This is a genomic window from Mucilaginibacter sp. P2_A4 (genome assembly GCF_056405015.1).
In genome coordinates, this window is record NZ_JBFUCX010000001.1 from 601920 (window position 1) to 621937 (window position 20018).

General features: G+C 41.1%; 17 protein-coding genes. 13 read left to right on the plus strand and 4 right to left on the minus strand.

The features are described from left to right. Window positions 1-158 precede the first annotated feature (158 nt). Together AC1DYB_RS02390 and AC1DYB_RS02395 are read left to right on the plus strand one after the other, a co-directional pair. Window positions 159-3821, plus strand: coding sequence for a CheR family methyltransferase (locus tag AC1DYB_RS02390; protein ID WP_477432096.1), 3663 nt, complete (start codon window positions 159-161; stop codon window positions 3819-3821). 169 nt (window positions 3822-3990) lie between these two features. Further along, window positions 3991-4914 (plus strand): ChbG/HpnK family deacetylase, encoded by a 924-nt coding sequence (locus tag AC1DYB_RS02395; protein WP_477432098.1) that lies wholly within the window; start codon window positions 3991-3993, stop codon window positions 4912-4914. 4 nt (window positions 4915-4918) lie between these two features. On the opposite strand, the gene AC1DYB_RS02400 is transcribed toward AC1DYB_RS02395, so the two are convergent. Then, window positions 4919-5128: a hypothetical protein gene (locus AC1DYB_RS02400; protein ID WP_295716223.1), complete on the minus strand. Its 210-nt coding sequence runs from the start codon at window positions 5126-5128 to the stop codon at window positions 4919-4921. A 179-nt stretch (window positions 5129-5307) separates the two neighbouring features. On the opposite strand from AC1DYB_RS02400, the gene AC1DYB_RS02405 reads away from it, so the two are divergent. Then, entirely contained in the window at window positions 5308-6315 is a 1008-nt protein-coding gene (locus tag AC1DYB_RS02405; RefSeq protein WP_477432101.1) for an ABC transporter ATP-binding protein, read from the plus strand. A gap of 110 nt (window positions 6316-6425) precedes the next feature. Here the strand turns inward: AC1DYB_RS02405 and AC1DYB_RS02410 are convergent, their stop codons facing one another. Continuing rightward, window positions 6426-7388 carry an EamA family transporter gene (locus tag AC1DYB_RS02410; protein ID WP_477394349.1) on the minus strand — a complete coding sequence of 321 codons (963 nt, stop codon included), beginning with the start codon at window positions 7386-7388 and terminating at the stop codon, window positions 6426-6428. A gap of 8 nt (window positions 7389-7396) precedes the next feature. Beyond that, window positions 7397-7876, minus strand: a complete 480-nt coding sequence (locus AC1DYB_RS02415; protein WP_295716217.1) for an Lrp/AsnC family transcriptional regulator — start codon at window positions 7874-7876, stop codon at window positions 7397-7399. Between the two features lie 279 nt (window positions 7877-8155). Here AC1DYB_RS02415 and AC1DYB_RS02420 point away from each other — a divergent pair, with 279 nt between their 5' ends. From AC1DYB_RS02420 to AC1DYB_RS02430, 3 genes are all read left to right on the plus strand, one after another. Beyond that, window positions 8156-9241, plus strand: coding sequence for an acyltransferase family protein (locus AC1DYB_RS02420; protein ID WP_477432103.1), 1086 nt, complete (start codon window positions 8156-8158; stop codon window positions 9239-9241). A gap of 117 nt (window positions 9242-9358) precedes the next feature. Beyond that, entirely contained in the window at window positions 9359-10546 is a 1188-nt protein-coding gene (locus AC1DYB_RS02425; protein WP_477432105.1) for a hypothetical protein, read from the plus strand. Window positions 10547-10584: 38 nt separating this feature from the next. Then, entirely contained in the window at window positions 10585-11613 is a 1029-nt protein-coding gene (locus AC1DYB_RS02430; RefSeq protein ID WP_477432107.1) for an aldo/keto reductase, read from the plus strand. 77 nt (window positions 11614-11690) lie between these two features. Here AC1DYB_RS02430 and AC1DYB_RS02435 read toward each other — a convergent pair whose 3' ends face one another. Further along, window positions 11691-12704: a threonine aldolase family protein gene (locus AC1DYB_RS02435; RefSeq protein ID WP_477432109.1), complete on the minus strand. Its 1014-nt coding sequence runs from the start codon at window positions 12702-12704 to the stop codon at window positions 11691-11693. A 73-nt stretch (window positions 12705-12777) separates the two neighbouring features. On the opposite strand from AC1DYB_RS02435, the gene AC1DYB_RS02440 reads away from it, so the two are divergent. The 7 genes from AC1DYB_RS02440 to AC1DYB_RS02470 all read left to right on the plus strand — a co-directional run bounded on the left by AC1DYB_RS02440 (window position 12778) and on the right by AC1DYB_RS02470 (window position 19949). Beyond that, window positions 12778-13449: a hypothetical protein gene (locus AC1DYB_RS02440; protein ID WP_477432111.1), complete on the plus strand. Its 672-nt coding sequence runs from the start codon at window positions 12778-12780 to the stop codon at window positions 13447-13449. Window positions 13450-13750: 301 nt separating this feature from the next. Next, window positions 13751-15334 carry a flavin monoamine oxidase family protein gene (locus tag AC1DYB_RS02445; RefSeq protein WP_477432113.1) on the plus strand — a complete coding sequence of 528 codons (1584 nt, stop codon included), beginning with the start codon at window positions 13751-13753 and terminating at the stop codon, window positions 15332-15334. Window positions 15335-15528: 194 nt separating this feature from the next. Beyond that, entirely contained in the window at window positions 15529-16698 is a 1170-nt protein-coding gene (locus AC1DYB_RS02450; protein ID WP_477432115.1) for a pyridoxal phosphate-dependent aminotransferase, read from the plus strand. A 248-nt stretch (window positions 16699-16946) separates the two neighbouring features. Continuing rightward, complete coding sequence (locus AC1DYB_RS02455) at window positions 16947-17942, plus strand: Hint domain-containing protein (protein ID WP_477432117.1); 996 nt, start codon at window positions 16947-16949, stop codon at window positions 17940-17942. Window positions 17943-18053: 111 nt separating this feature from the next. Further along, on the plus strand, window positions 18054-18887 hold the full coding sequence (locus AC1DYB_RS02460) for an SDR family oxidoreductase (protein ID WP_477432119.1): 834 nt from the start codon (window positions 18054-18056) through the stop codon (window positions 18885-18887). Window positions 18888-19053: 166 nt separating this feature from the next. Further along, on the plus strand, window positions 19054-19536 hold the full coding sequence (locus AC1DYB_RS02465) for a c-type cytochrome (RefSeq protein ID WP_477432121.1): 483 nt from the start codon (window positions 19054-19056) through the stop codon (window positions 19534-19536). Between the two features lie 191 nt (window positions 19537-19727). After that, entirely contained in the window at window positions 19728-19949 is a 222-nt protein-coding gene (locus AC1DYB_RS02470) for a hypothetical protein (RefSeq protein WP_477432123.1), read from the plus strand. Window positions 19950-20018: the final 69 nt, after the last annotated feature.

Genomic DNA, 20018 nt, shown 5'->3' on the forward strand with positions numbered 1-20018 from the left:
TTACCTGTTTAACTAATAATAAAAAGCAATATGGTAATTTAATTATTTTTCACTACGGTGCTAAAAATGTATTTTTACAGGTAAAGTTGTGAAAATCCCCCCTGCGGATAATTCCTGAATTTTTGCAGCTTTATGAAGCTGGTTAGCCATCTATTTTAATGGGAAAAGTAATTAAAGAAAATATTCAATCAGTGCAATTTCCGGTTGTTGGTATTGGTGCATCAGCCGGCGGTTTAGATGCAGTAAAAGCTTTTTTAAAAGCTTTGCCGGCTAAATCTGGCATGGCCTATGTGTTTATTCAGCATCTTAGCCCAGACCATGACAGCATTTTACCAGAGATATTGCAAAAAGTAGCACCGTTCCCTGTTCAGCAAATCACTGATAATGTTCACCTGGAACAAGATCACCTTTATATTATTCCTTCAAATAAGGTAGTAACAGCAGTAGATGGCGTGCTTAAGCTGGCTCCGATAGAAAAAAAGCATATAAAAAGTAATACGATTGATCTCTTCTTTTCTTCGTTAGGCATGATTCATCAAAGCTATGCCGTGGGTGTTATATTATCAGGTGCTTTAACCGATGGCACCCTTGGCTTGCAGGTTATCAAATCATATGGTGGCTTAACCTTTGCGCAGGATGAAGGCTCTGCCGAGTTTGATAGTATGCCAAGAAGTGCGATAAAGGCCGGTGTTGTTGATTTTGTATTACCACCACAAAAAATTGCAGAGCAGCTGATAGCCATGAATCATCCTTTTCATACAGATTATTCCGGTTTGGAAATTGCTGATACAATTCCCGAGCAGGATAATGAAACATTTAAACAAATACTTACCGTGTTGCGTGTTAGGCGCGGGGTAGATTTTACTTACTATAAGCAAAGTACCTTAAAACGCCGTATTATAAGGCGAATGGCCTTAAATAAAATCGAACAGCCATCTAATTACCTTAGTTTCCTTCGCGAAAATAAGAATGAGCAGGATGCTTTATACAACGATATGCTTATTTCGGTTACCCATTTCTTTAGGGATACCCAAAGTTTTGAAGTTTTGTGTAACGATATACTACCGGCATTGCTTGACAAAAAAACTGGTAGCGATTCTATAAGGATCTGGGTAGCGGGATGTGCCACAGGCGAAGAAGCCTATTCAATGGCCATCTGTTTGCAGGAACACCTTGGCGATAAAGCCGCCGCCATGAAAATCCAGATATTTGCCACTGATATTTCTGAAACCGCTATTGCAAAAGCCCGTACAGGTATTTACCGGCCGACCGAGTTAGAGGGTGTTTCTTCATCCAGGCTGCAACAATTTTTTGTGAAGCTTGATGGAACCTACCAGGTGAGTAAAACCATCAGGGATATGTGCGTATTTGCTAACCATAACCTGCTTAAAGATCCGCCGTTTTCAAAAATAGATTTGGTGAGTTGCCGTAATGTAATGATTTACCTGGAACCTGTTTTGCAAAAAAGGGCGCTATCTACTTTTCATTATGCTTTAAATGAAAATGGATACCTGATGCTGGGTAAATCAGAAACTATAGGCACTAATACCGATATTTTTAAGGTTGCTAACAGTGCCGAGAAAATTTATACCCGCAAGGGGCCAATAGGTAGGTTTATGGCAGTAAGCTCGCCTGGCCGGGAACAAAGCTTCAGAGAGATAGATAAAAACGTACAAAAAGAAAACACCGATAAAGATGTTTTTAAGGTAGCCGACGAAACTATGCTGGCCAGCTTTATGCCGGCTTCTGTTTTGGTAAATGAAAAATTTGATATTATACAGTTTAGGGGGCCTACCGAAACATGGCTTATTCCGCCTATGGGTAAGCCCAGTTTTAATCTGTTAAAAATGGCACGTGATGGCCTGTCATTTGAATTGCGAAATATTTTACATATTGCAAAAAAAACGGCCCTGCCAGCCCGTAAATTCGCGGTGTTTTTTAAAGTTAACGGTTTGCAGCATTTTGTTAATCTGCAGGCAATCCCACTTAAAGATACCATTGAACCTTATTATCTTATAGTTTTCCAAAATGCTTCATCAACGGGGGTACAGCATGTACCGGATGAGGTAAATCCGGGTCGTACCAGTGTATCCTATGATGAGAGCGATTTGCGTATTGAACAGCTTGAGAAAGAACTAATACAGGCGCGTGCCGATATGCGCGCTATTACCGAAGAGCAGGAAACTGCTAATGAGGAACTACAAAGCGCCAATGAAGAGCTGCTATCCGGGAGTGAAGAGTTGCAAAGCCTGAACGAGGAACTGGAAACCTCAAAAGAGGAATTGCAAAGTACCAACGAGGAGATAATGATTGTTAATAAGGAATTACTGGATAGGAATGATCAGTTGAACAATGCCCGCATGTATACAGAGGGTATTGTAAAAACCATTCGTGATCCACTAATTATTTTAGATAGCGAACTGCGTGTTAAACGTGCCACCAGCGGATTTTATCAAAAATTCCGGTTCAATGAAAAACAAACGGAAGGATATTACCTGTATGAACTTGGCGACCGCCAATGGGATATTCCCGAACTGAGGGAATTACTTGAAAATATACTTCCCGAAAAAAAGGAATTGGAAGATTTTGAGGTTGAGCAAGTATTTCCTACGATAGGAAAACGTTTCATGTGCCTTAATGCCAGGCAAATAGATAATGTTAATGGCGAACAGCTCATTTTACTTGCAATTGAAGATATTACCGATAAAAGAAAAATAGAACAAGGTTTGGTCGAAGTTGAACGCTTGTTAAACGAAAGCAAAGAACGGTTAAAGTTTGCGGTTGATTCTGCAGGTCTGGGCACCTGGGACTATGATCCGCAAACAAAAGAATTGATTTGGGATAAGCGTTGCAAAGAAATATTTGGTTTATTACCAACAAGTAGAGTTGATATTGCTTCGTTTTTTGAAAAGGTACATCCCGAGGATTTGATCCGCGTGGAGGATAGCATTAAGGATACCCTCAATGATCAGCATTGCGAAGCGTTTGATATTGAGTTCAGGACTATCGCAATACAACAAAAAATAAAATGGCTTAAGGCAAAAGGCAGGGCATATTTTAACGACGAGGGAATCGCGATTCGTTTTATCGGTACTTTGTTGGATATTACCGCTCAAAAACTGATTGATGAAGCCACGCTGGAATTATTGAATAAAAAAGATGAATTTATAAGCATTGCCAGTCATGAATTAAAAACGCCGGTTACCAGTCTTAAAGCGATACTTCAAATTATTGAGCGCACGACCATCAAAAATGAGGAAATGAAATCCTTACACGCTTTTGTACAAAAAGCCAATAAGCAGATTGATAAACTTACCGAATTGATTAAGGACCTACTGGATGTCACCCAGATTCAGGCGGGCAAATTGGAATTGAAGAAAACGAATTTTAACCTTGGCGAATTGTTGGATGAGTGCAAGGAAGAATTACAAACTGGTTCAACAAAGCACCAGATTATTTTTGAGGGTGATCCCAATATCAAAATCAGAGCTGATAGGAATCGTTTGGAACAAGTTGTTATTAATTTGATTTCTAATGCTATTAAGTATTCTCCCGATGGGAATAAAGTGATCATCAAATCCGAAAAAACAGCAGAGGGTATTAAAATTGCCATTACAGATTTTGGCATTGGTATACCAGCTGAAAAAATACCTTTATTATTTGATAGGTTTTACCGTGTTGATGAAATATCTCAAAGATATGCCGGTTTAGGATTAGGGCTGTTTATTTCTGCCGAGATCATTAAACAACACCGCGGCCATATTTATGTGGACAGTGAAGTAGGCAAAGGATCAACTTTTTGGTTTGTTATCCCTAATTAAATTCATGTAAATAGTTGAAACTTATAATGACCTGTTGTTAATAGTCTTGAAGGGATGGATTTAGAATGGGAAAGTTTAAATAGGGCAAAACTCAAAAGATAAATACCAAAATTGATATTCAAAATTAGATTTACTTATTCATTACCAAAATAATAACCGCGCTGCCCGTATGAAAACCAAATCTGCCTTTTACCTATTCCTGCTGATAATACTTACACACGTAAACCCTTTAATGGCTCAAAAAGCCGATAAATTACCCCAATTGTTGATCAGGCTTGATGATATAGGGATGAACCATTCTGTAAACATGGCTGCCGAAAAGGTGGCCAAAACAGGTTTGCCATTTTCTGTATCACTTCAGTTTGCCTGCCCATGGTACCAGGAAGCGGTGGAGATATTGAAAAAATACCCCAACGTAAGCGTAGGAGTGCATTTAACACTCACATCCGAATGGAAAAATTACCGCTGGGGACCGGTTACTGGCCGCACTGCCGTACCAAGTTTGGTTGATGAAGTAGGCTACTTTCCGCATTCCACATCAGCGTTTGCAAAAAGCGGGTATAAACTGGATGAGGTTGAAACCGAATTATCGGCGCAGATTGAAAGGGCTTTGGCATCGGGATTGAAGATAAGCTTCATAGATCCGCACATGGGGATCGCATTGTCGACCCCCGAGCTACGCGCGCTTACAGAAAAATTGGCCCATAAATACAAATTAGCAATATCAACATTAAGTAGTGTTACCTATTTTGGTGAAACCTATATGGAAATGTGGGGCGAACCTATCGCCACCAAAAAGAAAGTTTTCCTGAATTATGTGAGCAATAAATTGAACCCCGAAAGGCCAAACCTGGTTGTGATCCATACCGCTACGCCCAGCCCCGAAATGGATGCACTGGTAGATATGAACAGCAATATGATGAACGCCAAAGATGGCAAACCCTTAACCAGCCTGCACCGCCAAACCGAACTCAATATGTTGCTATCACCCGAGTTTAGGAGTATGGAAGGAAAGAAATTTCGGATGATTAATTACCAGCAATTATTGGCAACAAAAGATATTAGTATACTTAAAGCATCAAACAACAAGTAAAGCGTTATTTTTTTGAAAGTATAACTATAGCCACACCGCCAATAATGAATATCCCGCCCAAATAGGGCGGCCAGTTTACAGTTTTTTGCCTGTCGGCAGATAACTGGATAGGGCCCGCATCAATAATCTTTTCTTTTTTTGTGTAGGTAAAGCCAGTCCACATAAGCATTATTGCGCCTATAACAATGAGTACTATGCCAATGCTTTTGTTCATGGGGTGATGATTTTGGATATGTTTATTATTGCAATAACAATAAGTATAAGATGAAATTGTTTGCCTGTTCACTAAATAATACCATCGGGCTTTTTTGGCGACTAAACTTTTTATAGCTTAGGTACCTCATTTGGGGGGCTGATAAGTAGCCAGCTTAATGACTAAAACAATTCATAGGAATGCAAGATGATCTGATACTGGAAACCATTTCCGTTACCAAAAATTTCTTCGGCGATAAGTCATCCGGCGTTAACAATATAACCATATTTGTGCCCAAGGGCAAGATCACAGCTATAGTTGGCGAAAGCGGCAGCGGTAAAACCACCCTGCTTAATTTGTTATTTGGGATGCTGCAACCCGATCATGGCGAGGTTTTTTTTAAGGAGGAACAGGTACTTAGTCGCGAGCATGGCATACAGCATGCCCACAAAGTAATGCGTTTGGTAACCCAGAACGGTATTGATATGGATCCGCGGTCATCTGTTTGGAACACAGTTCGTGATGGACTGCCCGAGGAGGACCTGAGCCACGAAATAAAAAGGGTTACCGAGGCCCTTAACATGCTCAATATTTACCCACTTAAAGATTATCCATTTGGCAAACTGAGCGGTGGCGAAAAACAAAGGGTAACTATAGCAAAAGCATTAATAAGCAGGCCCGAAGTTTTATTACTTGATGAACCCTTTAACCAGGTAGATGCTTTTTACCGTGAAGCTTTACAGCACGACATAAGGCAAATTGTAAGAGAGTGGAAAACAACCGTGGTGCTGGTATCACATGACCCGGCCGAGATCCTATCCATGGCCGATGAGCTTATTGTAATTAAAGAGGGCGAGATAGTTGAAAATGGTCCGCCGGATGAGTTATATCATTCGCCCCAATTATTGTACACATCGCAAATACTGGCCAGTGGCAGCAAGCTTACTTCTACCCAAGCCAAAGTTTGCGGCATAAAAAGCAGGCGCGGCGTAGTAGTAATATATGCCGAGCATATAAAAATAACCCTGTTGGGTAAAAAGTGGGTGGTGAAAATGGTGCTGTTTAAAGGTTTTTACGAAGAATTGATTGTGGAGTATGCCGGCGTTACGTTACGCGTAATGAATTACAACAGGGGTAAATATAAAACTGGCAGTAAGGTAGGCATCAAAATCAGCAAATACTTTGAGTTTGGTAAGTGGGAGAGTTGAAACGAAGAATCAGAATCATGAATCAAGAGTTAAGAATCAAGATAGGTGACGAAAAGGATTTTTACACCTGTTATCGTAATAACAGGTGTATTTAATGGCATCAGGTTAATTTAATCAGTTACTAATTGTCCCTCTTTCACCAACCTTTCTTTCCTGTATTTACTCAAATTTATAAGTAACACGCTACCCAATATAATTACCAGGCCGCCTACCTGTAACAGGGTAACACCCTCATGGGCGAAAAGTACACCCAGTATAACCGCTATAACCGGGTTAACGTAAGCGTAGGTACCCACCTGTGTAGCCGGCCGAACCTGTAAAAGCCATACATAAGCGCTAAATGCGGCTATTGATCCAAAAACTATTAAGTATAACAATGCATACCAGCTATGAGCGGGAATGGCGCTCCAGTTAAGCGTTTGCACCTCGTGATGAAAAAAGCTTGATGGGATAAAAACAATACCAGCGGCCAGCATTTGCCATGCGGCGTTAACAGATACAGATCCCTTTGTGTTATTGTGTTTGGAGTATAATGAGCCCGATGCCCAGCCTAATGTACCCACCAGCAGCAATAACATTCCCGGTAGTTTTGATGGCCCGGTTGATGGGCCAACCATGCTTTCTATCTGTTCGCTAAACAATAATATAACCCCTATAAAACCTATTGCCAGCCCAATAAGGGTGCTTTTACTTTTAAAGTTGGTGCCCCAGTTAGGTTTATCCAACAATACAAACCATATAGGAGGAGATGATACCATGATGGCTACCATGGCGCTTGGCAGTGTTTGCTCGGCCCATATTACTGCGCCATTACCTACTACCAGCATTAAAAAACCACTTACTGCAGCATGGATCATGTTACGCTTCACAAAAATCTGTTCGCCTTTAATGGCGCACCATATCAGCAGTAAAATACCGGCTATAAAAAAGCGGAGTGCACCAAGTAATAGTGGCGGGAAACCATCAATAGCCATTTTTATAAAAAAATAGGTTGAGCCCCAAACCAGGTAAACAATAGCAAAAGCTATGATAACCAACAGGGGAGACGCAGTTTTTTGTGTAGTTGAGGTCATGGCGGTATTTATTTTTCGGGTATAACTAATTGTTGTTGTTCTTTAACCGTTTCGAGCACTATAGTGGTACGGGTGCTTAAAATGTTAGGTATTTTACTAAAGTAAGTACGCATTAACAGCATCAGCGAGGCTGAATCATACGTACGAATCTTTACCAGGTAGCAATCATCGCCGGCTATATGGTGTACCTCTTGTACTTCGGGTATTTTAGCCAGTTCGCGGGTTGTATGGTCCGATCCCGGTCCTTCAGCAGCTTTCATAAATATAAAGGCCAGCATTTTTTGCTGCAATGCCACGGGATTAATACGGGTAGTATATTGCTGGATAACGTTTTTCTGTTCCAGTTTTTTTACCCTCTCCAATATACCCGATGGCGCCATACCCAGTTCGCGGGCCATGTCGGCATTTGATATGCGGGCATTTTCCTGCATCAGGCGTAAAATATGCAGATCGGTTTTATCTAAAACTATTTCTGGTTCGTTAATCATACGGTAATATTAGTCAATTTGTGAATTAAATTCAAAATAAATTTAATTATATGAATTTAATTCGACAAAAGTCTTGTATTGGTGTTTGAACAAATGTTTTGATATCCGAAATGGAGCGCATGAGTTGTATGTATTATCAGCTTAAACTGTTATTAGAGAATTCATAACTGTTTAAAAAATTTGGCAGAATTGTTATTATTCTACATCTTGCGCGTTGCACATAGCCCCAACAGTAATTGTTTTATCAGTTTTTAGCCTGATAAAACAGAATCAACAAACATGACAGCACTAAACCCTAACATTTTAAAAACTAAACAGCATTTTGATATTCTCGACGGATTAAGAGGCATAGCGGCTTTGTCTGTTGTAGTTTTTCATTTTACCGAGTTTATTTATCCAAATAGCAGCGAAAATTTTATAGGGCATGGTTTTTTAGCTGTCGACTTTTTTTTCTGTTTATCCGGCTTTGTTATTGGGTACGCTTATGACGATCGTATTGGTAAAATGGGTGTACTGGAATTTTTTAAATCAAGGGTAATCAGGCTGCATCCCCTGGTTATTTTGGGCTCGGTATTGGGCTTATTGGGTTTTCTGTTTGATCCATTTGGTGGTCATCCTGCATTATTATATACTACTGGCAGACTGGTGCTCATATTTTTGAGCTCCGTGTTGCTTATTCCCTTCCCGGTGATGCCTGAGCGTTATTTTAATTTATTCAGTTTTAATGCGCCTTCATGGTCATTATTCTGGGAGTATGTAGCTAATATTTTTTATGCTTTTGTCCTTTACAAAATCAGCCGTCGATACTTGCTTTTGTTGACGATATTATCCGCGGCAGCGCTTTGCTTTGTTGGCTATAGGGCGGGGGCATTATTGGGTGGTTGGGACGGCAGTAGTTTTTGGGATGGTGGTGCCCGTATCGCTTTTTCATTTATGGCGGGGTTGCTTGTTTACCGGTCTAACTGGATCATTAAAACAAAGCTGGGCTTTTTAGCCCTGTCTGTATTGTTGGTGTTTGCCTTTATAATGCCACATTTTAAATGGAACTGGCTGGCAGAGTTAATGGTTGTACTGATCTATTTTCCATTGCTTGTTGCGTTGGGGGCCGGGGCCACACTTACCGAAGGTGTAAAAAAGTTTTGTGTATTCTCCGGTAAGATATCGTACCCGCTATATATGATTCATTATGCGGGTATATGGATTTTTGGAAATTATTACACCAGTCATAAACCCGGCACAACCCAGCTTGTTTTCATCGTTATAGCGGGAGTTTTTATTTTGGTTGGGATATCGTATTTAGCAATGGTAATTTATGATATGCCTATCCGGAAATATTTGAGCGATAAAAGGAAGCAGAAAGCATAAATAGATTATTATTGACTGTTGGTGTTATTTGCTTATTAAACTTTTAACAGGATATTAGTTTAAAATCGGGAATCGAACGTAAGAACGAGATTGGCGATTGCTTTAACAACGAAACAAATGAAATACCTTAACCTTTTTATACCATTTTTGCTGGTTCAATCAGTTTTTGCACAATCAAAACTGCCTGTTATTAAAGCAACATCTAAAAACGTAACTATCAACGATGGGGGCTATTTAGATAAAAATGCCTGGACTCTCTCGCCAAAAACTAAACCAGATATTTTCACTGCCGATAGAACCCGGAAAACAAAGTGGGTTACTTTTTATACAGATATAGATTCTATAAGGGTAAAAGTAAAACCAGGTACAAAATTTAACTTTATTGTATTGCTAAATGGCAAAGACTCCTGCTATACGCAAATTGTAAGCGCGATACCTCCGGAGGATAAACTCCGAAAAATTGTTGCTAAAGATGATACCATCCCATTTACACTTACTTCATTTAATGCTATTGCAGTAAAAGCCGTTATAAACAATACAGATACCTTAAACCTGCACTTTGATGTTAGTTCTTTCGGTTTTCATTTTACCAGGGATGCTATACTTAAAAAAACAAACTTGTTATCAAACCAGCCCGATGCCTTAGCCGGTAAAACCAAGCCGGATTATAATAACTTAACCAAGGCGTTTAAATTGCGAATAGGGAGTATTGTTTGGAATGCCCCTGAAATTCTGCCGACAACAACAACGGCTCATGAAATGGACGGCCGATTTGGTTGGGATTTGTTTGAAGGTAAAATAGTGGAGATAGATTATGATCATCACCTTTTGATAATCCATTCCCGATTGCCAAAGGCTTTGAAAGGGTATACCAGGTCGAAAATGGAATTTATTCACTCTTTCGCCTGCATTAAGGGAACCTTTGAAATAGGAGGTAAGAAATACGCCGGCAATTTTTCAATGGATACAGGGTCAGATCAGGCAATTGTTTTAGATAATACCTGGGCCGCTAAACAAAACTTTCCCCAAAATTTAAGATTGATAAAATTATCGGTATTGAGCGATCCAAGAGGTGTAAAATATGAAACTAAAATAGTGCTTTCGCCGCTGCTGAAGATCGATAATTTTAAGCTTATCAATATCCCCACGCTCATGGTTGGTAGTTTGAATCCAACAGGTTTAGAGATTAATTATTTGGGCAATGATCTTTTAAAGCGATTTAATATCATTCTTGATTTCAAAAATGATTGCCTATACCTAAAGGCTAATCAATTAATGAGTTTAAAATACAGGGCAAATTCTTAGACTATTCCCTAATTTCACATTAAACAAACATCAAACTTATGAAATACAATTTTTTAGGAAATACCGGCTTGCTGGTTTCTGAAATTTGCTTTGGCACCATGACCTTTGGTGGCAAAGGGTACTGGGAGGCCATAGGGCAAATAAAGCAGGAAGGAGTTAACGAGCTGATGAAAACGGTTGTCGACTCGGGCATTAACTTTATTGATACAGCCAACGTGTATTCCTTTGGCGAATCTGAAACATTGTTGGGCCAATCCATTATTGATCTGGGACTTAACCGCGAGGAATTGATCATCGCTACTAAGGTGCGTGGCCGGATGGGCGAGGGGCCAAACAATACAGGCCTTTCACGGTACCATATTTTTAATTCTGTTGACGACAGCCTGAAACGGTTGCAGTTAAATCATATAGATGTGCTGTATGTTCACGGCGTGGATCTTAAAACTCCTGTGGAAGAGATCATGCGGTCGTTAAACGATATTGTGCTGAGTGGCAAGGTACGTTATATAGCCTGCTGTAACTGGCCTGCCTGGATGGTAATGAAAGCCGCCGGTATAGCCGAAAAGAATGGCTGGAACAAATTTGTTGGCCTGCAATATTTTTACTCGTTGGCTGGTCGCGATATTGAAAGGGAGTTATTGCCCGTTGCCGAAGATCAGAACCTGGCTGTAATGCCCTGGAGCCCGCTGGCCGGTGGTTTTATTTCGGGTAAGTACACCCGCGATAACCAAAAATCAGAAGGATCGAGAAGAGATACCTTTGATTTTCCGCCGATAAATAAGGACAAGGCTTATGATATTGTAGATGTGATCAGCGAAATTGGTAAACAGAAAAATGTGTCTGCCGCGCAGATCGCGCTGGCATGGGTTCGCCTTCAAAAAGGCATCACCAGCACTATAATAGGCGCAAAAAATATCGATCAGCTCAATGATAATTTAAAATCAATAGAAGTTGAACTTTCTGCCGATGAGCTCAAACGCATCGACGAGATAAGCGCCCTGCCAAAGGAATACCCCGGCTGGATGGTTGAAAGGCAATCAGCCGATAGGGTGCCAGCTAAAAAGTAGTGAGCGGTAGTTGGTGAGTAGTGAGTGAGCAATTTAAATTAAGCTTCCATTCACTACTCACCACTCACTATTCACAATTACATCCCCTTCAACACTCCCACAAGATATTCTATCTGCTCGGCATGTACATCCAGGTGTGTAACAAAGCGGATGCGATGTTTGTCGGTATCGCTGGCTTTAATGCCCTGGGTTGCAAGTTTAGCCAATACGGCGCTTGCTGGTTCAATAGTATCAAATAATACAATATTAGTTTCTACAGGCATCACATTGCTTACCCATGATAGGTTGCTCAGCTCATCGCCCAGGATGCGCGCGTGGGCATGATCTATCTTCAGGCGCTCTACATGATGGTCTAAAGCATAAATGCCTGCAGCGGCCAGGAAACCTGCCTGCCTCATACCACCGCCTAATACCTTGCGTATGCGTCGGGCGTATTTAATAGTAGCCGCATCAGCCAGTAAAACAGAGCCAACGGGCGCGCCAAGGCCTTTTGATAAACAAACCGAAATTCCATTAAAGTATTTACCATAGTCAACTGCTTTATCGCCGGTATGGGTAAGCGCGTTAAATATGCGTGCACCATCCAGATGCAGTTTTAAGCCTTTAGCCTGGCATAGTTCGGCAATGGGTTTAATGTCGTTTAGCGTGTAGCAGCTGCCACCACCTTTGTTAACTGTGTTTTCAAGCACTACCAGGCTGGTATGCGGGTAATGTATGTTTTCGGCATTTATCTCCGGCTCTATCATTTCGGGGGTGATGATACCCCGGTAACCATTTAACAGGCGGGTTGATACGCCGGAGTTAAAGGCAATACCACCGCCCTCATAACGGTAAACGTGTGCGGTTTGGTCGGCAATAAGCTCATCCAAAGGCTGGGTAAAGCACTTAATGGCAATTTGGTTGGTCATGGTTCCCGATGGGCAAAACAGGCCCGCTTCCATACCAAACATGGCTGCCGCCTTTTGTTCCAGTTCATTTATAGTTTCATCCTCGCCAAAAACATCATCGCCAACTTTAGCGCTCCACATGGCTTCCAGCATGCCGGGCGTAGGTTTTGTTACGGTATCGCTGCGTAAATCAACAGTCATCATATTAAATATCTAAAAAATGCGTTCTTTGTATTTTATACTTGTTATGCGCTCAATTTTAATCATTTTATTTTTTATGCTGTGCTTTGTATCAGCAAAATCGCAAAAATGGCAGCCCGGTAATTTTACCGATGTTAAAGGTAATCGTACAACCGGCTTTATAAGGTTATATCCCGGAGGGAAGAGTCCTATAAAAGATGAGGGTTTTATTGAGTTTAAGGACGACGAAAAAACAAACCCGTATAAACTTAGTGCAAGTGATGTGCGGTCGTTTGTAGCCGGGAAAGATAGCTTTGTGGTGGCGCATGCCCCGCGCAATGAAGCCTGGAATTTGGAGGAGACCGACTTTGTGCAGGTGGTGTTGGATGAGCCAATGAAACTGTACATGGCAAAAGCCGGTTCGGGCGGCGGTGGTGGCGTGCATTTTTCGCCGGGAATATCAGCCGGTTATGGCAGTGGAGGCTACGGTGGTGGTTTTGGCGGTGGCCTGGGTGTTTCCCTTGGCGGTGGTGGCGGCGGCGGTCGCGGAAAAAGCTCCAAAGCTGTTTACTATTTTGGAGAAAGCACCGCTGTTATGCAACGCATTACCGATGCAAATTTTGAGGATATTATGGTTGAGGTTATGGGCGATGAAGAGCAGGTGGTTGATAGCATCAAAGAGCACAAATTCAACCTTAAAAATATGGATAAGCTGCTTGATTACTTTAATAAGGTATCGGCATCGCATCAAAAGCAGCCGGCTCAATAAAACAAATGAGCCTAAATCAGCGGGTGCGAAAATTCGAAACAACATTGAAAACTATACCCGGTTGATGATTCAGTCTGAAGTTTGGGATTTTAGTATATAATATAAACAGCCCGGTTACCGCACAGGATAACCGGGCTGTTTTGGTAAACGGGCTCTTTGGAAATTAAAAATGGTTATTCGTAAATCCATACAAATCCTGTAGATATTGTCATATTTAAAAAAATATGGCTTGTCTTTTATAAAATCATTTAATAAACTATCTTTAAGGATTACATTATTGTAAAACATAAAATAGCGCTTATTGAAAACTATTACACGCAGAGATTTTCTTGGTAAAGGAGCTATGCTGGCTGGGGGTGCTTACCCCGCTATGATGGCTTTAGGTTTGTTACGGCCGGCGCCCGCACATGCCTTTAATTTGGAGGGAGATGGTAAAGGAAAACATATTATCATATTAGGAGCAGGTTTGGCCGGGATGACCTGCGCTTACGAGCTAAATAAATTAGGCTATCAATGTACCATATTGGAGGCCCGCCAACGCACAGGTGGCCGTTGCTGGAGTATTCGTAATGGTAGCACTAACCAGGAGATTGATAAGCCTGCTGCTACCGCGAAGTTTGATGATGGTTTGTATTTTAATGCTGGCCCGTCACGTATACCTCATCACCATGAGCTTACGCTGCATTACTGTAAGGAGTTGGGCGTACCAATCCAGGTTTACAACAACGTAAACGAGGGCGCTTATTACTTTGCCGAAGGTAAAGGAGCGCTATCAAACAAAAAAGTAAGGGTAAGGGAAGTTCATAACGACATCAGGGGGTACATGACCGAAATGCTTGCCAAAAGTATAGACCATGGCAGCCTTGATAGTAACCTGACCAAAGAGGATGGCGAAAAGATCATAGAATACCTGCAGGCAGAGGGCGGCCTTGATGTGGATAAATTGTACAAAGCATCTGCAAGGCGGGGCTATACCGAATCGCCGGGCGCCGGAGACAGGCCAGGTAAAATTGCCGATCCGCATAAACTGGCAGATATATTACACTCGGGCTTGATGGATCCTGATTTTTATAATGTTGCCGAGTATACCTATGAACTGCAGATGACCATGTTCCAGGCCGTTGGCGGGATGGATCAGATAGCAAAGGCATTGGAGAAAAAAGTAACGCCATTTGTTAAAATGGGCGCCGAGGTTACGGCGATAAATAATCTTGCCGAGGGCGTTAAAGTAACTTATAAGGATGCGCTTGGCGAGCATCAGCTTACTGGCGATATGTGTATTTGTACTTTGCCACTCCCGGTATTGAGCAATATCAGCAATAATTTTTCAAGTGATGTGAGCCGTGCCATTGATTATATTGGATATATACAAACCGGGAAAATAGGGTTGCAGTTTAAACGGAGGTTTTGGGAAGAGGATGAACATATTTATGGCGGTATTACGCACACCAACAACGATTTAACCCAGATTTTTTATCCATCATATGATTATTTAGGAAAAAAGGGTATCTTGATAGGTTATTATAATTTTAATGAAAAAGCCCAAAAGATAGGTAACTTAGATTATGCAAATCGCCAACGGTTTGCATTGGAAAAAGGCAGGCTTATCCATCCACAGTATGATAAGGAATTTGAGGGCGCGTTTTCGGTAAGCTGGCACAAAACCAAGTATAATTTAGGCGGATGGGCTGTGTATAATACTGATACCCGCAAAACGCAATACCCGGCGTTGCTAAAGCCCGATAAGCAAGTTTATTTTGCCGGTGAACATTTAACCTATTTAAATGCCTGGATGGCCGGTGCATTTGAATCGGCCAGGAGTACAGTAGCCGCTTTACATGCAAGGGTTACCGATGGAAGTGCAAAATATCCTGTGCAGAAATAGGTTGGGAGAGTCAAGAATCAAGAGTTAAGAATCAGGAGGGAGTGAGGGATTTTTGACAAACGATGTTGTAAAATAAAGAACTCATATACAAAATATAGGAAACAAGAGACAGTTGCACGTGAGGCAAGATCAGCTTTTTATTTGTCTTGGCTGCTGACACTAATTTCTTGATTCTAAATTAAAAAAAAACCACCATGGCAAACTCACTTAACCGCAGAACCTGGATAAAATCCAGCGCACTTATGGCCGGAGGACTGGCCTTCTTTTCGGGTACCATCAGTAAGCTGGCTGCTATGCCGGTACTTAAAAAAATTGCTCCTTTAGCTAACCACGTTACCGATCAGGCTGCTATCCTTAATGGGGGGCCGGTGTTAAAAGCACGTTTATTGGCTAATGAAAATCCCTTTGGTCCATCGCCGGCTGCAAAAAAGGCTATCCAGGAGGCTCTTGACCTGAGTTATCAGTACCCCATGTTTTCTATGGGTACCCTTTACAATAAAATAGCCACCTATGAAGGTATTTCAGAGAATAATATTTTAATGGAATCGGGTTCCTCGCCTTTATTACTTGCGGCCGCCCTTTTATATAGCAAAGGCGGAAAAAGCATTATTACCGGCGATCCTTCCTATGAAGATTTGCCATCGCATGCGCAGCAGTTTGATGGTAAGTGGGTAAAAGTTCCCTTAACCGTTGATTATAAGCTGGACCTGGATGCTATGGAAGCAAAAATTGACGATAACACCGGCCTTATTTATATATGTAATCCTAATAACCCTACAGCAACAATATTAGATACCGCCAAATTAAAAGCATTTTGCGAACGCGTATCAAAAAAGGTGACCGTATTTGTTGATGAAGCTTATATTGATTATCTGCCCGATCCTAAGGCCAGCACCATGATAAACGCTGTAAAAGCAGGGCATAATGTTATTGTGGCCCGTACGTTCTCTAAATTATACGGTTTTGCCGGTTTGCGTTGCGGCTATGTAATAGCACAACCAGAAACCATTAAGGCATTATCTATTTACAGTACAGGGTTCTCACTTTCGGCTACAACAATTGCCGGTGCCATTGTGGCTTATCGTGAAGAAGCCTTTTTAAAAGAGGCATTACAAAAAACGCTGGCTTCAAAAGAGTATTTATATTCGGTACTTAAAAAGGAAGGGTATGAATACATTCCGTCATCTGCCAATTTTGTGATGTTCCCCCTTAAAATGGATAGCAAAAAGTTTGTAAGCGAAATGATGAAACGTGGCGTAGGTGTACGTAGCTGGCAATTTAACAATAAGGAATGGTGCCGCGTAAGCATCGGGCGTATGGACGAAATGGAAGCATTTGCCGACGCGTTTAAACAACTGAGTTAGCCAAAGCTTTCCCGAAAGAGAAAGCTTTAGAAATAGATCGTCATTGCGAGGTACGAAGCAATCCCCGAGCTACAGAGTAACCTTGCAGATTCGATCTGTACAGTTTGGGATTGCTTCGTGCCTCGCAATGACGGGGGAGAATGTGTTTACTTCAGGGTACTGTTTGAGACCCCGAGAGGACGAAAAAAATATTTAACAAATAATAAATAAAAGTCTCCCCCTTCAGGGGGAGATTTAGAGGGGGCTTTATGCGTAAACTAACATTAATACTTTTTTTGGCAGGTTCTATTTACTTAGGTAATGCGCAAACTGCAGTCAATCCTCGTCCGCTTACTATGGACGAGTACAACAAGGCACAATCATTTACCATTGCCGATCTGGATAAGGATACGTACGTTAAATTTGAGAATACCTATGTGCTTGACAGGTATGAGAACCGTAAGCCGTATTTCATTACCGGATCTGACGGATTAAAAAAACGTATTGACCTGTATAAACTTGTAGCCAAAGAGGGTATGCAGGAAATAGGTTTAATGGTGTTTTATACCAACGAAAAAGGTAAACTATACAGAGCCTTGGTTCCTGATTTTACAGCTGATGGTAAAGTTTGGGAAAAGTATTTTTTAGATATTGATAACATCAACAAGGTTGAAACCAATTTCATCCTGAAGCTGTCCTACATATTATCAAAAGAAATGAGCTTTCAGCAATATAAATTACTCAATGGCGGTAAGGATATGAAAGAAGAAGCAGCCACATATGGTAATGATATTTGTTTCCCCGGGGATGAAATGGTAACAATGGCTAATGGTGATAAAAAGATGTTGAAAGCCATCAAAAGCGGCGATGAAGTAATCACCGTTGATCCCGTAACTAATAAAAGCTCGGCAGTTAAAGTAAGGGAATTAACCGTTCATGATGCTAAGAACTACGCCTTAACCCGTTTGGTGTTGGTATCGGCAGATGTGAAAAATACAAATGCAGGGCAACTAATAAGCCTTAATTCAAAAGTATTGCAGGCTACGCCAAATCACCCGATGCTCACCAGGCAGGGCAACCATAAAATGGGCGAGATTACAGAAGGTCAGGAGGTACTTTGCATTAATGAGCAAACTGGAAAATATGAAGCCTTTACGGTATTGCAAAAAACAGAGCAAGGTGGCGGTATACAAAAAGTATACAACATTGTAGCTGATGGTGGCAGCACCCTGTTGATGAACGGTGTTATGGTGATGCAAAAGTAAAGCCTCACCCCAAGCCCCACTCCCCGAAGGAGAGGGGCTTTTTAAAATCAGGTTATAGAGAAAAACCTCTATCTTGCCAATCAAAGTTCCCCCTTTAGGGAGCTGAGTGGAATGGCATTAAAAACAACGGTAATAACCGGAGCCACATCAGGCATCGGAAAGGAGACAGCACTTTCATTAGCAAGACAGGGACATGCACTTTACCTGTTGGTGCGTAACATCCAAAAAGGAGATCGGGTTAAACAGGAATTAATAGAGCAGACTGGCAATAAAGAGATCAATGTTGTTAAATGTGATTTGGCCGATTTGCAAAGCGTTCGCGATGCTGTAGCTGAATTATCAGGAAAGCTATTCGCTATTAACATACTCATCAATAATGCTGGTGGAATTTTTGCTGAGCGGGAGTTGAGTAAAGATAGATTTGAAATGACCTTTACCTCCAACCATTTAGGTCATTTTTTGCTCACCACCAGTTTGATGCCCTTACTGCAGAAGGGCCAGGCACGGATAATCAACGTAAGCTCCGAGGCGCACAAAAGGGGCAACCCGCAATTTGATGACCTGCAATGGGAGCAATCCTATAATGCATGGAAAGCATATGGCATGAATAAGTTATTTAATATTTATTTTACACAGTCATTGGCTTCAAAATTTGCCAATACGGGTATTCTTGCCTTTTCGCTGCATCCCGGTGTGGTAAGTACCGATTTTTGGCTTAGGTTTAAAGGATTTGGCAAACTCACAACGATGTTGCTTCGCCCGTTCATGATAACTGCAGAACAAGGCGCCGAAACTTCTATATTTTTGGCCACCGCTCCACGCCTTGATAAATACAACGGAGGTTATTTTAAAAAGAAAAAGATCGCTAAAACATCGGCTATAGCAACTGATACTGCTGCCCGTGATAAGCTTTGGGCCATAAGCGAAAAACTCATTTCAAAATAGAATCGATATGATGGCAGGTTAAATGATAAGCTATTTGCGAATTTAAACATGTATCAAAAAAATTACCGGTAATTCTTTGATATAAGGGTTGCAACATTCAAAGTTAATATCTACATTGGATGACTTAAATATGACAATTATGCTGGTAAACAAAAAAATATTGGTCATGCTGGGGTTAATCTCAGTTGTGATATTAGGTGCTATGACATCTATGACACCAAAAGCGGCAGAAGACGAAGGTTTTAAAAACCTGAAAGTGTTGCCAAAAAATATTACAAAAGATCAGCTTCATGCAGTAATGGATGAATGGGAACATTCATTAGGCGTACATTGTAACTTTTGCCATGTGCGTGATGAGGCGGCTAAAAAGATGGATTGGGTAAGCGATGCCAAGCCCGAAAAAAATATGGCCCGCGATATGTTCAAAATGATGAACAAAATTAACAGTAAGTATTTTCATGCTAAAAAAGATTCATTGGGCATGGTGCTAAAGGCTGGTGTTAACTGTAATAGTTGCCACCGCGGTAGTGCCCATCCGGAAGTTACCGTTCCTACTGGTGGTCGTGGCCCGGGTGGTCCGCCTCCTGGTGCATCTGGTCAGCCTGGCCCTCCTCCAGCAGGAACGCCTGCCCCTGATAAAAAGGAATAATTGTAATACCGCTATTTAAAACGCCTTTAACCTAAAAGTTAGAGGCGTTTTTGTTTGTGACATAATGAAAAAAGTACTAAAATAAGTTAGAAATACCCTTTTTATATTTGCTAACAAAATGTTCACAGTAAGTTCATGATTAATATTTAACTTTAGTTGATTTTAATACCCCATAATAAATTAACTATAATATGACTGCTGAATTAAATAGCAAGCCTGGCATTGATAACATTACGCCCATAAGGCCTTTAGCTGCTCAAAAAGAATTACGGTGCCGGGGTTGCAAAGCAAGTATTTCACGTATTAAACGCGGCCCGTTTGTTAAAACATTTTTGTTTTGGTTACCCATTAAACGCTACGTTTGCTATCGTTGTAACCGTAAAACATACAGGTTTGATAAAACAGGCAAGTAAACGTTGACTTACAAGTACTGTAAGCACTGGTTTATTTTAATCCTGGTTCCATAATTAATTCCTGCCTGC

Coding starts and splice junctions, on each gene's coding strand:
- AC1DYB_RS02390 (WP_477432096.1), top strand. CDS start 159: ATGGGAAAAGTAATTAAAGAAAATATTCAATCAGTGCAATTTCCGGTT.
- AC1DYB_RS02395 (WP_477432098.1), top strand. CDS start 3,991: ATGAAAACCAAATCTGCCTTTTACCTATTCCTGCTGATAATACTTACA.
- AC1DYB_RS02400 (WP_295716223.1), bottom strand. CDS start 5,128: ATGAACAAAAGCATTGGCATAGTACTCATTGTTATAGGCGCAATAATG.
- AC1DYB_RS02405 (WP_477432101.1), top strand. CDS start 5,308: ATGCAAGATGATCTGATACTGGAAACCATTTCCGTTACCAAAAATTTC.
- AC1DYB_RS02410 (WP_477394349.1), bottom strand. CDS start 7,388: ATGACCTCAACTACACAAAAAACTGCGTCTCCCCTGTTGGTTATCATA.
- AC1DYB_RS02415 (WP_295716217.1), bottom strand. CDS start 7,876: ATGATTAACGAACCAGAAATAGTTTTAGATAAAACCGATCTGCATATT.
- AC1DYB_RS02420 (WP_477432103.1), top strand. CDS start 8,156: ATGACAGCACTAAACCCTAACATTTTAAAAACTAAACAGCATTTTGAT.
- AC1DYB_RS02425 (WP_477432105.1), top strand. CDS start 9,359: ATGAAATACCTTAACCTTTTTATACCATTTTTGCTGGTTCAATCAGTT.
- AC1DYB_RS02430 (WP_477432107.1), top strand. CDS start 10,585: ATGAAATACAATTTTTTAGGAAATACCGGCTTGCTGGTTTCTGAAATT.
- AC1DYB_RS02435 (WP_477432109.1), bottom strand. CDS start 12,704: ATGATGACTGTTGATTTACGCAGCGATACCGTAACAAAACCTACGCCC.
- AC1DYB_RS02440 (WP_477432111.1), top strand. CDS start 12,778: ATGCTGTGCTTTGTATCAGCAAAATCGCAAAAATGGCAGCCCGGTAAT.
- AC1DYB_RS02450 (WP_477432115.1), top strand. CDS start 15,529: ATGGCAAACTCACTTAACCGCAGAACCTGGATAAAATCCAGCGCACTT.
- AC1DYB_RS02455 (WP_477432117.1), top strand. CDS start 16,947: ATGCGTAAACTAACATTAATACTTTTTTTGGCAGGTTCTATTTACTTA.
- AC1DYB_RS02460 (WP_477432119.1), top strand. CDS start 18,054: ATGGCATTAAAAACAACGGTAATAACCGGAGCCACATCAGGCATCGGA.
- AC1DYB_RS02465 (WP_477432121.1), top strand. CDS start 19,054: ATGCTGGGGTTAATCTCAGTTGTGATATTAGGTGCTATGACATCTATG.
- AC1DYB_RS02470 (WP_477432123.1), top strand. CDS start 19,728: ATGACTGCTGAATTAAATAGCAAGCCTGGCATTGATAACATTACGCCC.